This is a genomic window from Lentzea sp. HUAS TT2 (assembly GCF_051853195.1).
Classification (GTDB): domain Bacteria; phylum Actinomycetota; class Actinomycetes; order Mycobacteriales; family Pseudonocardiaceae; genus Lentzea.
The window spans coordinates 1,111,442-1,126,361 of the sequence record NZ_CP196667.1; the positions used below are offsets into that span (position 1 = coordinate 1,111,442).

14 protein-coding genes are annotated in these 14,920 nt (G+C 69.5%); 9 read left to right on the forward strand and 5 right to left on the reverse strand.

Translation table 11 applies throughout. From position 1 onward, the window contains the following. Positions 1-11: 11 nt before the first annotated feature. Positions 12-746, reverse strand: coding sequence for a serine protease (locus ACSHWB_RS05575; protein ID WP_439661014.1), 735 nt, complete (start codon positions 744-746; stop codon positions 12-14). Positions 747-894: 148 nt separating this feature from the next. Between ACSHWB_RS05575 and ACSHWB_RS05580 the strand changes: the two genes are divergently transcribed. Together ACSHWB_RS05580 and ACSHWB_RS05585 are read left to right on the forward strand one after the other, a co-directional pair. Next, positions 895-1,503, forward strand: coding sequence for a LysE family translocator (locus ACSHWB_RS05580; protein ID WP_439661015.1), 609 nt, complete (start codon positions 895-897; stop codon positions 1,501-1,503). A gap of 15 nt (positions 1,504-1,518) precedes the next feature. Then, entirely contained in the window at positions 1,519-3,708 is a 2,190-nt protein-coding gene (locus ACSHWB_RS05585; RefSeq protein WP_439661016.1) for a tetratricopeptide repeat protein, read from the forward strand. A gap of 26 nt (positions 3,709-3,734) precedes the next feature. Here the strand turns inward: ACSHWB_RS05585 and ACSHWB_RS05590 are convergent, their stop codons facing one another. Together ACSHWB_RS05590 and ACSHWB_RS05595 are read right to left on the reverse strand one after the other, a co-directional pair. Further along, complete coding sequence (locus ACSHWB_RS05590) at positions 3,735-4,517, reverse strand: S1 family peptidase (protein ID WP_439661017.1); 783 nt, start codon at positions 4,515-4,517, stop codon at positions 3,735-3,737. A gap of 15 nt (positions 4,518-4,532) precedes the next feature. Next, the gene (locus ACSHWB_RS05595; protein WP_439661018.1) at positions 4,533-5,555 is read right to left on the reverse strand and encodes a M48 family metallopeptidase; all 1,023 of its coding nucleotides are present in this window, start codon (positions 5,553-5,555) and stop codon (positions 4,533-4,535) included. Positions 5,556-5,624: 69 nt separating this feature from the next. Between ACSHWB_RS05595 and ACSHWB_RS05600 the strand changes: the two genes are divergently transcribed. From ACSHWB_RS05600 to ACSHWB_RS05615, 4 genes are read left to right on the forward strand one after another with little or no spacing between them, the layout of a single operon-like run. After that, positions 5,625-6,521, forward strand: a complete 897-nt coding sequence (locus ACSHWB_RS05600) for an alpha/beta hydrolase (protein ID WP_439661019.1) — start codon at positions 5,625-5,627, stop codon at positions 6,519-6,521. Positions 6,522-6,555: 34 nt separating this feature from the next. After that, positions 6,556-8,430 (forward strand): ABC transporter ATP-binding protein, encoded by a 1,875-nt coding sequence (locus tag ACSHWB_RS05605; protein ID WP_439661020.1) that lies wholly within the window; start codon positions 6,556-6,558, stop codon positions 8,428-8,430. Continuing rightward, positions 8,427-9,062: a CatB-related O-acetyltransferase gene (locus tag ACSHWB_RS05610; RefSeq protein WP_439661021.1), complete on the forward strand. Its 636-nt coding sequence runs from the start codon at positions 8,427-8,429 to the stop codon at positions 9,060-9,062. The genes ACSHWB_RS05605 and ACSHWB_RS05610 overlap by 4 nt, the downstream gene beginning before the upstream one ends. Beyond that, a complete protein-coding gene (locus tag ACSHWB_RS05615; RefSeq protein WP_439661022.1) occupies positions 9,059-9,583 on the forward strand; it encodes an AAA family ATPase in 525 nt (174 codons plus the stop codon). Before ACSHWB_RS05610 ends, ACSHWB_RS05615 begins: the two co-directional genes overlap by 4 nt. Here ACSHWB_RS05615 and ACSHWB_RS05620 read toward each other — a convergent pair. After that, the gene (locus tag ACSHWB_RS05620; protein ID WP_439661023.1) at positions 9,571-10,230 is read right to left on the reverse strand and encodes a hypothetical protein; all 660 of its coding nucleotides are present in this window, start codon (positions 10,228-10,230) and stop codon (positions 9,571-9,573) included. The genes ACSHWB_RS05615 and ACSHWB_RS05620 overlap by 13 nt on opposite strands. 78 nt (positions 10,231-10,308) lie before the next feature. On the opposite strand from ACSHWB_RS05620, the gene ACSHWB_RS05625 reads away from it, so the two are divergent. Continuing rightward, positions 10,309-12,189 carry a patatin gene (locus tag ACSHWB_RS05625; protein WP_439661024.1) on the forward strand — a complete coding sequence of 627 codons (1,881 nt, stop codon included), beginning with the start codon at positions 10,309-10,311 and terminating at the stop codon, positions 12,187-12,189. 133 nt (positions 12,190-12,322) lie between these two features. Next, on the forward strand, positions 12,323-13,351 hold the full coding sequence (gene srmL, locus ACSHWB_RS05630; RefSeq protein ID WP_439661025.1) for a PheS-related mystery ligase SrmL: 1,029 nt from the start codon (positions 12,323-12,325) through the stop codon (positions 13,349-13,351). Here the strand turns inward: srmL and ACSHWB_RS05635 are convergent. Then, the gene (locus tag ACSHWB_RS05635) at positions 13,324-14,121 is read right to left on the reverse strand and encodes an SAM-dependent methyltransferase (RefSeq protein WP_439664526.1); all 798 of its coding nucleotides are present in this window, start codon (positions 14,119-14,121) and stop codon (positions 13,324-13,326) included. The genes srmL and ACSHWB_RS05635 overlap by 28 nt on opposite strands. Positions 14,122-14,265: 144 nt before the next feature. Here ACSHWB_RS05635 and ACSHWB_RS05640 point away from each other — a divergent pair, with 144 nt between their 5' ends. Then, positions 14,266-14,916: a hypothetical protein gene (locus ACSHWB_RS05640; protein WP_439661026.1), complete on the forward strand. Its 651-nt coding sequence runs from the start codon at positions 14,266-14,268 to the stop codon at positions 14,914-14,916. Positions 14,917-14,920 lie beyond the last annotated feature (4 nt).

A 14,920-nucleotide genomic window follows, 5' to 3' on the forward strand; every position in this document is an offset into this window, starting at 1 on the left:
GGTCGTGGATATCAGAACCCGAGCGTCTCCCGGTAGTGAGCGAGCCGGGTGTAGACACCGGGTTCATCTGGCCGGGCGCACCCGCGACCGAACGAGACGACGCCCGCGAGCCTGCCGCGCACGACCAGCGGGCCGCCCGAGTCACCGGTGCAGGCGTCGCGGCCACCGCGTCCAGCGCACAGCATCGCGCCCGGCCGGTAGTCCGGTTCCTTCAGCAGGCACTCGGAGTCGGACAGGATCGGCACCGTCACCTTGCGCAGCGACATCGCGGGCGGGGTGGTCTCGGAGGTGCGGCCCCAGCCGAGCACCACGCCGTCGTCCCCGACCTCGCCGAGCGCGATCGTCCGGTACGGCAGCGCGCGGCCCAGCGTCAGGATCGCCACGTCGTCGCCCTTGGTGACCTCGACGTACTCGGGGTGCCGCCACACGCCCGCGACCGCGGCCTCGACACCCTCGCTCTTCTCGCGCAGGTCGGTGCGGCCGGCGACCACCCGCAACTGCTCCGCGGGGCGCTGGTTCTTGCCGAGCACGCCCTTGAGCGTCACGCAGTGCGCGGCCGTCATGACCTTGTCCGGGGCGACGAGCGCGCCGCCGCAGATCAGCTGACCGTCCGTGGTGGTGATCGCCACAACCCACGGGGTGTCCGCCACCCGCGCGGGGGTCCCCCCAACGATCGCATCGGCCGACGTCGCACCGCTGACCAGCGCGATCACCGCTACCAGCACGGCACACCGCTTACCCCTCACGGACCACTCCTCGTTGCGCCAGGTGGACGATCGGTCACCAACGGTAGCGACCGCGCTAGGACGGCGTCAAAACCGGAGATTCTCGTGTTAATGTCCCATCAGGCCGGAGATTTTGCGGTCTATGACTTAGATCACGGGGGTATGTACGGTGTTGTTCGACTTCGGCCAGGTTCCGGCCTTTCTCATCGCGTGCGCGGTCGTCATCGTGACCCCCGGCGTGGACGCGTTCCTGTTGCTGCGCACGTCACTGCGCTCGGGCACCCGCGCCGGGCTGCTCGCGCTGGGCGGCATCCACGCGGCCGCTGCGGTCCAGGTCGCCCTGGTGATCTCGGGCCTCGGCGTGCTGCTCGCGCAGTACCCGGTGGTGCTCACGGCACTGCGCTGGATCGGTGCCGGCTACCTGCTCTACCTGGCGATCTCCATCACGCGCGGGCTGATCAAGCGGTCCGGTGGCGAGCCGGAGGAGGTCATGAGCAGCCGCCCGTTCCGGCAGGGCTTCCTGACCAACATCACGAACCCGAAGATGATCCTGTTCTCGCTCGCGTTCCTGCCGCAGTTCATCGGATCGGGTGAACCGGCACCGCAGCTCGCGATGCTCGCGGTCGTGTTCCTCGGACTCGCGGCGGTGTGGGAGCTGATGATCGTGCTGGCCGCCTCGCGGGTGGCAGGGAGGCTCAAGCGGCCTGGCGTGACGACGGCGCTGGACGCGGTCTGTGCCGCCGTCTTCCTGACCATGTCCGTGGGTCTCGTGCTCTGAGGCACACTCGATCACGTGGCGGATCGACTGCGTGCCCTGCTCGACTCGCTGGCCGCACGTCCCGGCGAGCCCGTGCCGTTCGACGTGCTGGCCGCCGAGGTGTGGCCGGACGAACCGCCGATGCACCCGCGCGCGGCGTTGCGGACGCTGGTCAGCCGGCTGCGGGCCACCGAGCAGGTGATCACCGAACCGACCGGGTACCGGCTCGTGCCGCGGCCACCCGCGCCGTGCCAGCTGCCCGCCGACCTGCCGGACTTCGTCGGCAGGACTGCGGAGATCGCGCGGCTGGAGCGGATCGACGAGCCGGTGCGGGCCATCACGGGGCTGCCCGGCGTCGGCAAGACCGTGCTCGCCGTCAGGGAGGCGCACCGGCTGCGGCCCGAGTTCCCCGACGGGCAGCTCTACGTGAACCTGCGCGGCTTCTCCACCGGGCCGTCCATGACGGTCGAGCAGGCGCTGGAGCGGTTCGTGAGGGCGCTGGGAGGCGGGCCGAACGACGACTACCGCGAGCTGTTGCGCAACCGGCGGGTGCTGGTGGTGCTCGACAACGCGACGGCGGAGGTGATCGAGCCGCTGCTGCCCGCCACCCCCGGCTGCGCCGCGTTGATCACGAGCCGCCAGGACCTGCCGCAGTTCGCCCAGGTCACGCTCTCCGTACTGGCCGAGCAGGAGGCACGCGAGCTGCTGAAGAACATGCGGGTCGAGGGCGACACCGGCGAGCTGGTCGGGCTGTGCGCGCGGCTGCCGCTGGCGTTGCGGATCGCCGGGGCGAACCTCGCCGGGCGGCACCTGCCGGACTACGTCGAGGAGCTGCGCGAACACCGGCTGGAAGCGTTGGAGATCGAGGACGACGACACGGCCGTGCAGGCGACGTTCGACCTCTCGTACCGCAAGCTCTCCCCGCAGGCGCGCCGGACGTTCGACTTCCTCGGCGCGGTGCCCGGCCCGGACATCCCGCGCGAGCTGGCCGGTGCCGCGACCGACGAGCTGGTCGCGGCGAACCTGGTGCAGCAGAACAACAACCGCTACCAGCTGCACGACCTCCTGCGCCTCTACGCGCACCAACGGGCGACCGCGCAGGACCGGCAGGCGGTGTTCGACTGGTACCTCGAACGCGCCGACGGTGCCGAAGCCCAGCTGCAGGTCGGTTTCACCCGCCTCCTCCCGTCCACTCCGGACCCCGTCGCGTTCGCGGACCGCGACGAGGCGATGGCCTGGTTCGAGGCGGAACGGCTGAACCTCGTCGCGCTCGCCGAGGAACGGCCGGACGCGTCGCTGGTCGCGGCCACGAGGCCGTACCTGCTGCTCACCGGCCACTACACCGATCTGCGCACGATCGCGCGCGCCGCGTTGGACAGCGGCGAGACCGGCCAGCGCGCGGCGGCGATGCGGGTGTGCCTGGCCTACCTCGACTGGCGGTCCGGAGAGCACCGGAGGGCGATCGAGCACAGCGAACGGGCCATCGCCGAGTACCGCGCCGCCGGCTCGCAGGCCCCGGAGGCCACCGCGCTCAACATCCTCGCCGGGATCTACCACGACCTCGGTGAGCTCGACCGCGCGAGCGAGCACCTCGCCTCCGCCATCGCGCTCTACGGTCCCAACGGCATGCGCGCGCAGCTGATCGGCGGCCTCGGCAACCTCGGGCTGGTCGAACTGGAGCTCGGCAGGCTCGCCTCCGCCGAGGACGCGCTGCGCCGGTCCGTCGAGCTGGCCGCGGAGATCGACGACTGGCAGCACCTCGCGAACGGCCTCAACAACCTCGGTGTGGTGCTGGCGGCCCGGCAGGAGCACGCGGCCGCGGAAAGCGCGTTCAGCGAGGCCCTCGACCTGGCCCGGCAGCACGGCCTGAGGCCGATCGAGATGTCCGCACGGGTCGAGTACGCGGAGCTGCTCATCGCCGTCGACCGCCGCGAGGAAGCCCGTGACCAGGCCGAACGGGCGCTCGAACTGGCCGGCGACGACGACCTGTTCATCGAGGTCGACGCCTGCCTGGTGCTCGCGGAGGTCAACCGGTCGGTCGCCGAGTACGACGAGGTGCTGCGCCGCGCGGCCGACGCCGAGTTCCGCATCATCGAGGTGCGTGCGCTGGCGGGCAAGGCCGCGCTGACGCACGACAAGGCGTTGTACGACAAGGCGATCGAACGGGCCGAGAGCGCGGGGCTGCGCTACCGGGCCGATCTGATCAGGAACGCAAGTACGCCGTGACGTGCGTGTAGACGCTGGGGGGCGGCCTACGGGTCGACAACTCCAGGCGTGGAAGCATCCACGACCGAGTGAAGGTCCTTCGCGTAGCGCGAAATCCTGACGTACACACCGGGCTTGTTCTTGCGCGCGCAGCCCTCGCCCCACGACGTGACGCCGACGAGCTTGCCGTCGGCCACGATCGGGCCGCCGGAGTCGCCCTGGCAGGTGTCGACCTTGCCGCCCTCGTAGCCCGCGCAGAACATGTCCGCACGGACGAACTGCGGGTAGGTGTCGACGCAGAACTCGTCCGGCAGCACCGGCACGGTGGCCTGCATGAGAAAGCGGGACGTCTTGCCGTTCTCCGCCGTCCGGCCCCAGCCGAGCGCGCGCAGCTGCGTGCCGGGCTGGTAGAGCGCCCGGTCGGACAGCTCGGCGAGCGGCAGCGGCGTGTACGTGGAGGGCAGCTCGTCCTTCAGCGTCAGGACGGCGACGTCCTCGCCCTCGTCCGCGGAGACGTACTGCTTGTGGATCCAGATCTTGGTGACGGTGGCCGTCACCCCGGCGCCGCGGTCCAGCTTGTCCTCACGACCGGCGACGACCTTCAGGTCCTTCGGCGAGCGGCCCAGCGCGCAGTGCGCCGCGGTGAGCACCTTCGCCGGCGCGACGATCGTGCCACCGCAGAACTGGGTGCCGCGGTCGTCGACCAGGTAGACGGCCCACGGGTTGGCCTCGATGGAGGCCCGCTCGCCGCCGACGACCTGCTCGTCGGCGGCGGCGGTGCCCGTGGAAGCGAGCAATGCGGAGAGAACCAACACCAGGAGTCGTCTCATGACTCCAGATGGTAGCTATTCCGCTGGGCCGTTCGGAGCAACCTTGCTCCAGACCCTGCCGGCCGCGCCCATGACCGACTCGCCGATGTCGTTGATCGTCTTGATCAGCGGGTCGGCCGAGTTGCTCATGGAGTCCTTGTACGACCTGGCCGCGGACTTGATGTCGTCGCCGAGGTTCGTCGTCGGCCTGTCGTCCTCACGGCGCGCGTACGTGCCCGTCAGGATCTCGCGGTACTCCTCGCTCGCCGACCAGCGCTGCAGCTCGGCGGCGCGCACCACGACCAGCGGGTGCGTGCGGGTCTCGGTGTGCAGGAGCTTGAGGATGCTGTCGCGAATGTCCTCGACCTCCTCGTACTCCTTGGCCTGGGCGAGGAACGACGCGATGTCGACCTGACCGCCGAGGTCACCCGCGAGCGCGAGGTGCGTGCGCAGCGCGGCCTGCGGGTCCTGGCAGGCCAGCAGACCCGCCCGGTCGCAGGACAGCTCGGTCTTGCGCTGCCACTCGCGCAACGCCGCGATGACCGCGCGCATGGCGATCGCACCGGCCGGCACCCACGCGAACGACGTCGTGAGGTCGACCAGCCTGCGCAGCAGCGTGTTGTAGAGCGCGTGGCCCGACATCGCGTGGCCCATCTCGTGACCGATCAGGAAGCGCAGCGACTCGTTGTCGAGCAGGTCGACCGAGCCGGTGCTGATCACGATGAACGGCTTGTCGATGCCGTAGGTGTAGCCGTACGCCTGCGCGTTGCGCTCGACGAAGAGCTCGGGCACCTCCGCGAGGTCGAACGTCGCCGCCACCTCGTTGCGGATGCGGTCGAGCGTCGGGTACTGCTTGGGACCCACCCGGACGGAGGACGCCACCTGAAGCAGGCGCTCACCCCGCTCGGTGAAGGCTCCGGCGACCGCCTTGAGGATCGGTGCCACAGCGGGCACCGCCCTCAGCACCGCGAGGGCGCCTCGGTCGGCAGGATGCTCATAGGCGCGTGGGCTGATGCCCGGGAACCGCACCCTCGATGACTGCTCAATATCCCCCGTCACTCCCCCAGGTTAGACACGATCCGGACAAGGGTGCACGGAAACGACCCTGGACCGTTGCAAACTTGCGCGGTGAGCAGCGACGAAGACACCACAGTTCTGCCGTTGCGCGGCGGGGCCTCAGCGACTCTGGTCCGCCGTCGCGCGGTCGCCAACGACCGCGGGGCGATCCTCTACGTGCACGGTTTCGCGGACTACTTCTTCCAGGAGCACGTGGCCGCGCACTACACGGCCCAGGGCTACGACTTCTACGCCGTCGACCTGCGCGGATACGGGCGGTCGTTGCGCGAGGGCGAGGTGCCGAACTACACGACGGACATGGCCGTGTACTTCGAGGAGATCGACGCCGCGATCGCCGTCGTTCGTGAAGAGCATTCGCGTGTGGTGCTGATGGGGCACTCGACCGGTGGTCTCACCACGTCGTTGTGGGCGCACGAGCGACGTTCCAGCGACCTGATCGACGCGCTGGTGCTCAACAGCCCGTGGCTGGACGTCGTCGAGCCGCCGTTCGTGCGCCAGGTCGTGAAGCTGATCGGCGGGATCGCGCCGAAGGTGAAGATCCGCGCGAACCTCGGTGAGGCGTACGGGGCCGCGATCCACAACTCGCGCAACGGCGAGTGGGACTTCGACCTGAAGTGGAAGCCCCTGGCCGGTTTCCCCGTGCTCGCCGGGTGGATCCGCGCGGTGCTGCTGGCGCAGGAGAAGGTCCACAACGGACTCGACGTGCGCGTGCCCGTTCTGGTGCTGCACTCCGACAAGAGCATGTTGAACGCCCGCGAGTGGAGCGAGGACGTCTCGAAGGCGGACGCCGTGCTCGACGTCGAGGGAATGCGCAAGTGGGGCCCGAAGATCGGATCTTCGGTGAAGGTCGTGGAGATCAAGGCGGGCATGCACGACCTGTTCCTGTCGCCTGAGCCGGTGCGTGCGGCGGCACTCGCCGAAGTCGACGAGTTCCTGAAAACGGCTTGACCTCGTTGTAGGTCGAGGTTCGAGACTTGTCCTCATGAACATCGACTTCAACGCCTGGTACGCGCTCGAAAGCGCGATGCAGGACGAGAAGAGCCGTCGCGTGAGCCGGGCGACGTTGAAGCGTGTCGTCCGGTTCGCGCACCCGCAACGCCGTGCGGTGTACGGACTTCTGGCCACCTCGTCGGTCGCGGCGGTGCTGGCGGTGGCCTCCCCGGTGCTGGCCGGACGTGTCGTCGACACCATCATCGGCGGCCGCGACTTCGGTCTGGTGGTGTGGCTCGCGCTGGCGATCGCCGGCGTGGCGGTGCTCGAGGCCGGGTTCTCGATGGCCGAGAGATGGCAGTCGTCGCGGGTCGGCGAGGACCTGATCCTGCGGCTGCGGCAGTCCGTCTTCGACCACGTGCAGCGGATGCCGATCGCGTTCTTCACCCGCACGCGCACCGGCGCACTGGTCTCGCGGCTGAACAACGACGTGATCGCGGCGCAGCGGGCGTTCTCCGAGACGATCTCCGGTGTCGTCACGAACGTGATCGCGCTGGTCCTGACGCTGATCGTGATGCTGACGCTGTCGTGGCAGGTCACGGTGCTCGCGATGGTGCTGCTGCCGATCTTCCTGATCCCGGCGAGGCGGATGGGCAAGCGCTTGGCGTCGATGCACCGCGAGGCCGCGAACCTCGACTCGGCGATGACGACGCAGATGACGGAGCGGTTCTCCGCGCCGGGCGCGACGTTGATCAAGCTGTTCGGCCGGCCGTCCATCGAGAGCGCCGAGTTCGGGGCGCGCGCACGGCGAGTGCGGGACATCGGCGTGCGGACCGCGGTGGCGCAGTGGCTGTTCCTGGTGGCGTTGACCCTGGTGTCCTCGCTGGCGTTGGCGCTGGTCTACGGACTGGGCGGGTACTTCGTGTTCGCCGGGCAGATGGCGCCGGGCACGATCGTGACGCTGGCGCTGCTGCTGACCCGTCTGTACGCGCCGCTGACCGCGTTGGCCGGCGCACGGGTGGACGTGATGACGGCGCTGGTGTCGTTCGAGCGCGTCTTCGAGGTGCTGGACCTGCCGCCGTTGATCAAGGAGAAGCCCTCACCGGTGGCCGTGCCGGACGGGCCGGTGTCCGTCGAGTTCGCGGACGTGGAGTTCGCCTACCCGTCCGCCGACAAGGTCTCGCTGGCCTCGCTGGAGGAGGTGGCGTCGCTCGACACCCGCGGTGGCGAGGTGATCCTGGGCGGCGTGTCGTTCGTCGCCGAGCCGGGTTCGCTGATCGCGCTGGTCGGCGCGTCGGGCGCGGGCAAGTCGACGATCGCCTCCCTGTTGCCCCGCCTGTACGACGCGGACTCCGGGTCCGTTCGACTGTCCGGTGTGGACGTGCGCGACCTGTCGTTCGACTCGATCCGCGAGACCGTGGGCATGGTGACGCAGGACGGGCACCTGTTCCACGAGTCGATCGGCGCGAACCTGCGGCTCGCGGCCCCCACGGCCACGGACGAGGAGATCTGGGACGCGCTGACCCGTGCGCGGCTGGCGGACCTGGTGTCGTCGCTGCCGGACCAGCTGGACACCGTGGTGGGCGAACGCGGCTACCGCCTCTCCGGCGGCGAACGGCAACGGCTGACCATCGCCCGCCTGCTGCTGGCCAAGCCCCGCGTGGTGATCCTGGACGAGGCGACCGCACACCTGGACTCGCGATCGGAGGCCGCCGTGCAGGAGGCGCTGGTCGAGGCGCTGGCGGGCAGGACGTCGCTGGTGATCGCACACCGGCTGTCGACGATCCGGGCCGCGGACCAGATCCTCGTCGTCGACGCAGGTCAGATCGTCGAGCGTGGTACGCATGAGACGTTGCTGGCCAGGGAAGGCCACTACGCCAAGCTGTACCGCACTCAGTTCAGTGAAGAGCCGATCGGAGCACCGTGACCATCCCCTCGCCCGACAACCTGTACCCGTTGCCGGACTACGCGCGCACGGTGCTGCTCAAGCCGTTGGTGAAGAACCCGCAGATCGAGATCGGCGAGTACACCTACTACGACGACCCGCACCACGCCACGGAGTTCGAGCAGCGCAACGTGCTCTACAACTTCGGCGCCGAGAAGCTGGTCATCGGCCGCTACTGCGCACTGGCGGAAGGCGTGCGGTTCATCATGTCCGGCGCCAACCACAGCATGGCGGGCGTGTCGACGTTCCCGTTCACGATCTTCGGCGGCGTCTGGGGCGAGAGGACGCTCGACATCGCCCTCGGCGCACCGAGCCGCGGCGACACGGTGGTGGGCAACGACGTCTGGATCGGCTACAACGCCCTGATCATGCCGGGCGTGCGGATCGGCAACGGCGCGATCATCGCCGCCGGCTCCGTGGTGGTGTCGGACGTGCCCGCGTACGGCATCGTCGGCGGCAACCCTGCCACGCTGATCAAGAAGCGGTACAGCGACTCCGAAGTAGAGCTGCTGGAACGCGTCGCGTGGTGGGACTGGCCGGTGGAGAAGGTGACCGAGCACGTCCGCGTGATCATGGCGGGCACCCCGGCCGAGCTGGCGGAGATCGCCCCGTGAAGGCACTGCTGATCACCGGCCCGGTCGGCGTGGGCAAGACGACGGTCGCCGAGGCGGTCGGCTCGCGGCTGGCCGGGGCGAAGGTCCCGCACGCGGTGATCGACCTCGACCGGCTGTCGTCCTGCTGGCCCGCGCCGGCGGACGACCCGTTCCACTTCGAGCTGCAGCTGCGGAACCTTCAGGCCGTGGTGGCCAACTACGTCGCCGCCGGGGTCCACCGCGTCGTGCTCGCGGGCGTGGTGGAGAGCAAGGACGACCGCGCGCGGTACGCCGAGGTGATCGGCGCGAAGCTCAACGTCTGCCGGTTGAAGGCCGACCTGACCGTCGTCCAGCGGCGGCTCGTGCGGCGGCACGACGACGAGGCGGACCTGCGGTGGCACCTGGCCCGAGCCGAGGAGCTCGAAATGCTCTTCACCGCGTCGTGGATCGAGGACTTCGTCGTCGACGCCGACCAGCCCGTGGCCGAGGTGGCGCAGGACGTGATCTCCTGGTGGCTGGCGGCGGAACGTCAGGTCGGATAACCGGTCGCCACGACCTCGTCGGTGACGGCGGCCAGGGTGGTGGCGGGGTTGAGCGCGGTGACGACGTCCGCGGTCAGCGGTAGCCCCGCGTAGAGGTGCCGCACCGCGCCGAGGTCGACCGGCATCTCGTAGTAGTCCTGCGCCCAGTCCTGGAACGCCTCGGGCGTGCCGTCCGTCAGCAGGGCGAACATCCAGTCGGCCCCGTCCTCGCCGTCGCCGGGGAAGTCGATGTCGCCGTGCCGCCAGGCGGTGTCACCGTGCTCACGCCACAGGCACACGGTGACGTACGGCGTGCCGAACTCATCGGAGAACGCCGGCTCCTCCACACACTCCCGGAACACTTCGGGCACGCTGTCGAGAACACCGGGCCAAGCCTTTTCGTCGTCCGTTGCGTAGGGGCTCATGGGCGACTCGTGGTCGAACCCGCGCACGTACGCGCCGGCGGCGGTGAACACGATGGAGTACTCGTTGCCGCTTCCGTCGTACATCGACGCCATCTCCTGATCAGGCGCCCAAGCCGTGTCGTAGAGGTGGTACCGGTCATCGCTTTCGGGGCTGAGCACTACGTCGAGCGCAGCCAGCGCACGGCACAGCGCACGCAGCTCCGGGATGGCAGGCAGGAGACGAGCGACGTCGTACGCGGTCATGCCGACATCCAAGCTTGTTCACCATGGCGTCCGAGTGATTTTTCCGACGGACTGCGCCGAACGCGCGATCATGGGCACATGGAGTACGACCGCTACTGCGACCTGACCATGCGGGGTGGCACGACCAGCGGCGTCGTGTACCCCCTAGCGGTCGCCTCGCTGGCCCGCCACTACGAGTTCAAGCAGATCGGTGGCGCGTCCGCCGGTGCGATCGCCGCGGGGTTCACCGCAGCCGCCGAACGCGGCCGCGCCTCCGGTGGGTTCGAGAAGCTCGCCGGGCTGATCGACTGGTTCACGTCCGGCTCGGGCGCGGAGCGGTGGCGGATGGCGCAGCTGTTCCAGCCCGCGGAGAAGACCCGTGCGCTGTACCGGATCGTCATCGCGTCCATGCAGAAGCGCGAGACCACTGGGCGCAGTGCGATCTCGTGCCTGTTCTTCGCGTTGCTCGGGGCGGTCGGGCTCCGGGCGAAGTCGGTGCTGGCGCTGATGGCGTTGTTGTGGCTGGGCGGGCCTGTGCTGTTCTCGGCGTGGCTCGCGCCCTCGGCGTATCCCGGGTGGATCGCGGCGCTGGTCGTGGTGCTCGCGGTGGCGTGCCTGGTGATGGTGTTGTGGCCGTTGCGGTCGAGTTTGCCTTGGCCTGTCTGGGTGTTCGTCGCGGTGCCGCTCGTGCTGGGGCTGGCGTTCGCGCGGCACTACGCGACGGCGGCGATCGTGCTGCTGGTGTGGCTGGTGCTGTCGCTCGCGGCCGTCAGCGCGCTGTTCGTCACGTACGGGTATGCCATGCAGCGGTTCCTGAGGAACAACGCGCAGTCCATCCACTTCGGACTCGTGCCGGGCACGGGCGACTTCACGCCGTCGTGGTTCGACCGGCTGGCCGGGGTGCCGAAGTCGACGGGTGTGCCGCCGCTGGCCGACTGGATCGCCGACACGCTGGACGACCTCGCGGGCACCGACGAGGCGTTGACGTTCGGCGATCTCGGCGACATCAACCTCGTGCTGATGACGACGGACCTGTCCGAGGGACGGCCGTACCGGTTGCCGTTCCAGGAGGAGTGGCAGTACTGCGAGGAGTGCCTCGGCTACGTGCTGCCGGGCAGGGTGGTCGAGCAGCTCAACGGACGCGAGACGGCCGAGAAGTGCCCGCTGCACAAGTACATGCCGTTGCGTGAACTGCCTCCACGCGACCAACTGCCGGTCGCGCTCGCCGTGCGGATGTCGCTGTCGTTCCCCGGCCTGATCGCCGCGGTGCCGCTGTGCAGGGACGGGCGCGTGCACTGGTTCTCCGACGGCGGTATCACCAGCAACTTCCCCATCCACTTCTTCGACGCGCTGCTGCCGCGCTGGCCCACGTTCGGCCTGACCATCCAGCCCTACCCGAACGGCGACCGGACCGACGTGTGGCTGCCGGAGCAGGACGCGTCGGCCTCCGGCACCCCGTACTCGTCGATCGGCTCGGTGCCGCGGTTCCTGGTGTCCATCCTGGACACGTTCCTGGACTGGCGCGACACCATGCAGTCGGCGCTGCCCGGCTACCGCGGCCGCATCGCGCACGTGCGGCAGTCCGACGACGAGGGCGGCTCCAACCTGTTCATGCCGCCCGCCACGATCAAGCGGCTGGCGTTGCGCGGGCAGCAGGCCGGCGACATGCTGCGCGCACGGTTCGAGCAGCAGCACAACACCGACCGCTACCGCTGGATCCGGCTGCGCATGGCGCTGCGCGAGTACCAGGAGCTCGGCACGCAGGCGGCCGAGCGCGACGCGCTGTACGAGGAGTTGCTGGAGCGGTTCGAGATCCCGGCCGAACTGCACGACTGGTTCCGCACTCCCCCTGCCGACTGCGACCCGTTCCGGGAGGAGATCGACGTCGCGCTGGACCACGTCGGGCGGCTCAAGGACGACGGGCCGTTCGACGGGGTGCCGCCGGTGGATCCGGATTTGCGGCTGACGCCACCCGAGTAGGCGCGCTAGCCTGGGACCCATGACGCGTCGATTTAGCCGCCCCCGACCTGCGTGGGTGGCGCGCGCCTGAGAACCTTCCCGTCGGTCGGGGGACTCCGCAGTCAGGAACCCAGACCGGAAGACGGGAAACCCCATGTACCGCACCGAAGAACTCGTGCACGCCCTGAACGTCCGCGATCTCACCGATCCCGCGCAGGGCCCGCACGCCATGCAGCTCCTGATCGCCGACCTCAAAGCCGTGCTGGACCACCCGCGGGAGGTCCGCCACCACCCGCTCGTCCCGGTGGAGCACAACTACGAGCACCTCGGCTACCCGAGGGACGCGATCACCCGGGACGCCCGCTACACCAGGTACGTCAGCGAGACCTGCATGCTGCGCAGCCACACCACGGCGATGATCCCGCCCGCGCTCAGGGAGGCCACGCCGGACGTGACGCTGCTCTGCCCCGGCCTGGTCTACCGCCGCGACACGGTCGACCGCCTGCACACCGGCACCCCGCACCAGCTGGACGTCTGGCGGATCAGCGAAACCGCCGAACCACTGGAGGACCTCATCCACGCGATCGTCACGACCCTGTTGCCCGGCAAGCGTTATCGCACGGCCGACGCCCAGCACCCGTACACCACGCACGGCAAGCAGATCGACGTCGAGCACAACGGCGAGTGGGTCGAGATCGGCGAGTGCGGACGGGCCGCGCGGCACGTCCTCAAACACCACCCGCACGGCCTCGCGATGGGCCTCGGCCTGGACCGGATCCTGATGCTGCGCAAGGAGGTCCCGGACATCCGCCTGCTGCGCAACGCCGACCCGCGGATCAGCACCCAGATGCGGGACCTCACCGAGTACCGGCCGATCTCCCGGCACCCGGCCGCGATCAGGGACATCTCGATCATGGCGGCCGACCAGGAGGACGTGGAGACGTTGGGCGACCGGATCCGCGCGCTCGTGCCGGAGGACGTCATCGAGGAGATCGAGATCCTCGGTGAGACTCCAGCCGAAGACCTACCGCCGCACGTCCAGCAGCGACTGGAAGCCCGGCACGGTCAGAAGAACGTGCTCATCCGCGTGACGATGAGGGCGCCGGAACGCACCCTCACCGACCGCGAGACGAACGAGATCAGGGACAGGCTGCTTCAGGGCTTGCGGCCGACAGCGCCGTAGATGCCCACGTGGGCTTCGTCGAAGGAGTCCGGGCGCCAGTCGTTGACCGCGACCACGCCCGGCTCCAGCATCTCCATGCCCTCGAAGAACCGCGTCACCTCGGCGTGCGTGCGCATCGTGAGCTTGTTGTCGGAGTTGCTGTAGATCTGGGCGACCTGACGGGCCTCGGCGAGCTCCTCCTCGGACAACGTGTCCCAGGTGGCGTGGGTGATGGCGAGGTACGAGCCGGACGGCAGGTCGGCCATGTACTCGGCAATGGCCTCGTACGGGCTGTCGGTGTCCGGGACGAAGTGCAGGGCGGCGATGACCAGCACGCCGACCGGGCGGGAGAAGTCGAGCGTCTCGCGGGCGCCTGCCAGCACCGCCGAGGTGGCGCGCAGGTCGGCCAGGATCGCATTCGCGTGGGGGTTGTCGGCCAGCAGGGCGTTGCTGTGCGAGACGGCGACCGGCTCGAAGTCGACGTAGACCACGCGCGCGTCCGGGTTGTCGTGCTGGGCGATCTCGTGGACGTTGCCCACGGTCGGGATGCCGGAGCCCAGGTCGAGGAACTGGTCGACGCCCTCCGTCATCAGATGGCGGACGACCCGGCGCAGGAACGAGCGGTTCGCCTGCGCGCTCTGGGCGACGCCGGGGAAGATCTGCTCCACCTGCTTCGCGGCGGCACGGTCGGCTTCGAAGTTGTGCGAGCCACCCAGGTAGTAGTCGTACATCCGCGCCACGCTGGGCCGCGTGACGTCGACTGTGGACGGGACCCACTTCAGCTCTTCCATCACGTGCGCATCCTCCGTCGTCGCCGCACGGGTGTCCACCGCCACACATCCGAACCGGGATGGTTTCGGTCACGTGTCGGAACCATGCACTCCAGCACCGCTGCACGCCACGCGAGGTTCCGCCACCTCAGGGAACGTTCCCCGGTGCACTTCGACGCCGATATCGGTGGCTGGTGCATCACCCGTTACGACGACGTACTCACAGTGCTCGACATAGGCGCCGGTGATCCGGACCCGTTACCCAAACGGGCGATCGCGCACGCCATGAAGGTCACCCGGCCCGTGATCACGTTGTGCACGATCGAGCTGCTCGACACCGACGACGCCACGTTCGCGCAATCGCTCGCGGCCACGGCGGCCGAGGCGTTCACGCTCGCGCACGGCGTGGAGGCGTTCGCCGCGACCGCGCTGGCCACCACGCAGGCGTTCCTCACCAACGCGTTGCGTGCGCTGCACGATCATCCGGCCCAGACCGAGTTGCTCAGGACCGAACCGGAGATCGCGCGGGACGCCGTCGAGGAGCTGCTGCGCTTCGACACCCCGATCCCCGTCGCCCCCGCCCGCCGGACGCCCAGCCCCGTGGTGCTCAGCGGGCGTACGGTCGAGGCGGGCGAGGTGCTCCTGCCGTTCGTCGCGGCCGCCAACCGGTGCTCCGTGAGGTTCCCCGGCGGCGACCGCCTCGACCTGCGCCGCAAGCCCGTGGGTGTGCTGTCCGCGTGCCCCACGAGCACCGCGCTCGCCCGCGTGACCGGCGAGATCGCGCTGGTCAGACGCCTCCGGACGGCTGCTCGCTGACAGC

Excerpts from the sequence above, each read along its gene's own strand:
- ACSHWB_RS05625 (WP_439661024.1), top strand. The coding sequence starts at position 10,309 with ATGGAGTACGACCGCTACTGCGACCTGACCATGCGGGGTGGCACGACC.
- ACSHWB_RS05590 (WP_439661017.1), bottom strand. The coding sequence starts at position 4,517 with ATGAGACGACTCCTGGTGTTGGTTCTCTCCGCATTGCTCGCTTCCACG.
- srmL (WP_439661025.1), top strand. The coding sequence starts at position 12,323 with ATGTACCGCACCGAAGAACTCGTGCACGCCCTGAACGTCCGCGATCTC.
- ACSHWB_RS05605 (WP_439661020.1), top strand. The coding sequence starts at position 6,556 with ATGAACATCGACTTCAACGCCTGGTACGCGCTCGAAAGCGCGATGCAG.
- ACSHWB_RS05620 (WP_439661023.1), bottom strand. The coding sequence starts at position 10,230 with ATGACCGCGTACGACGTCGCTCGTCTCCTGCCTGCCATCCCGGAGCTG.
- ACSHWB_RS05635 (WP_439664526.1), bottom strand. The coding sequence starts at position 14,121 with ATGGAAGAGCTGAAGTGGGTCCCGTCCACAGTCGACGTCACGCGGCCC.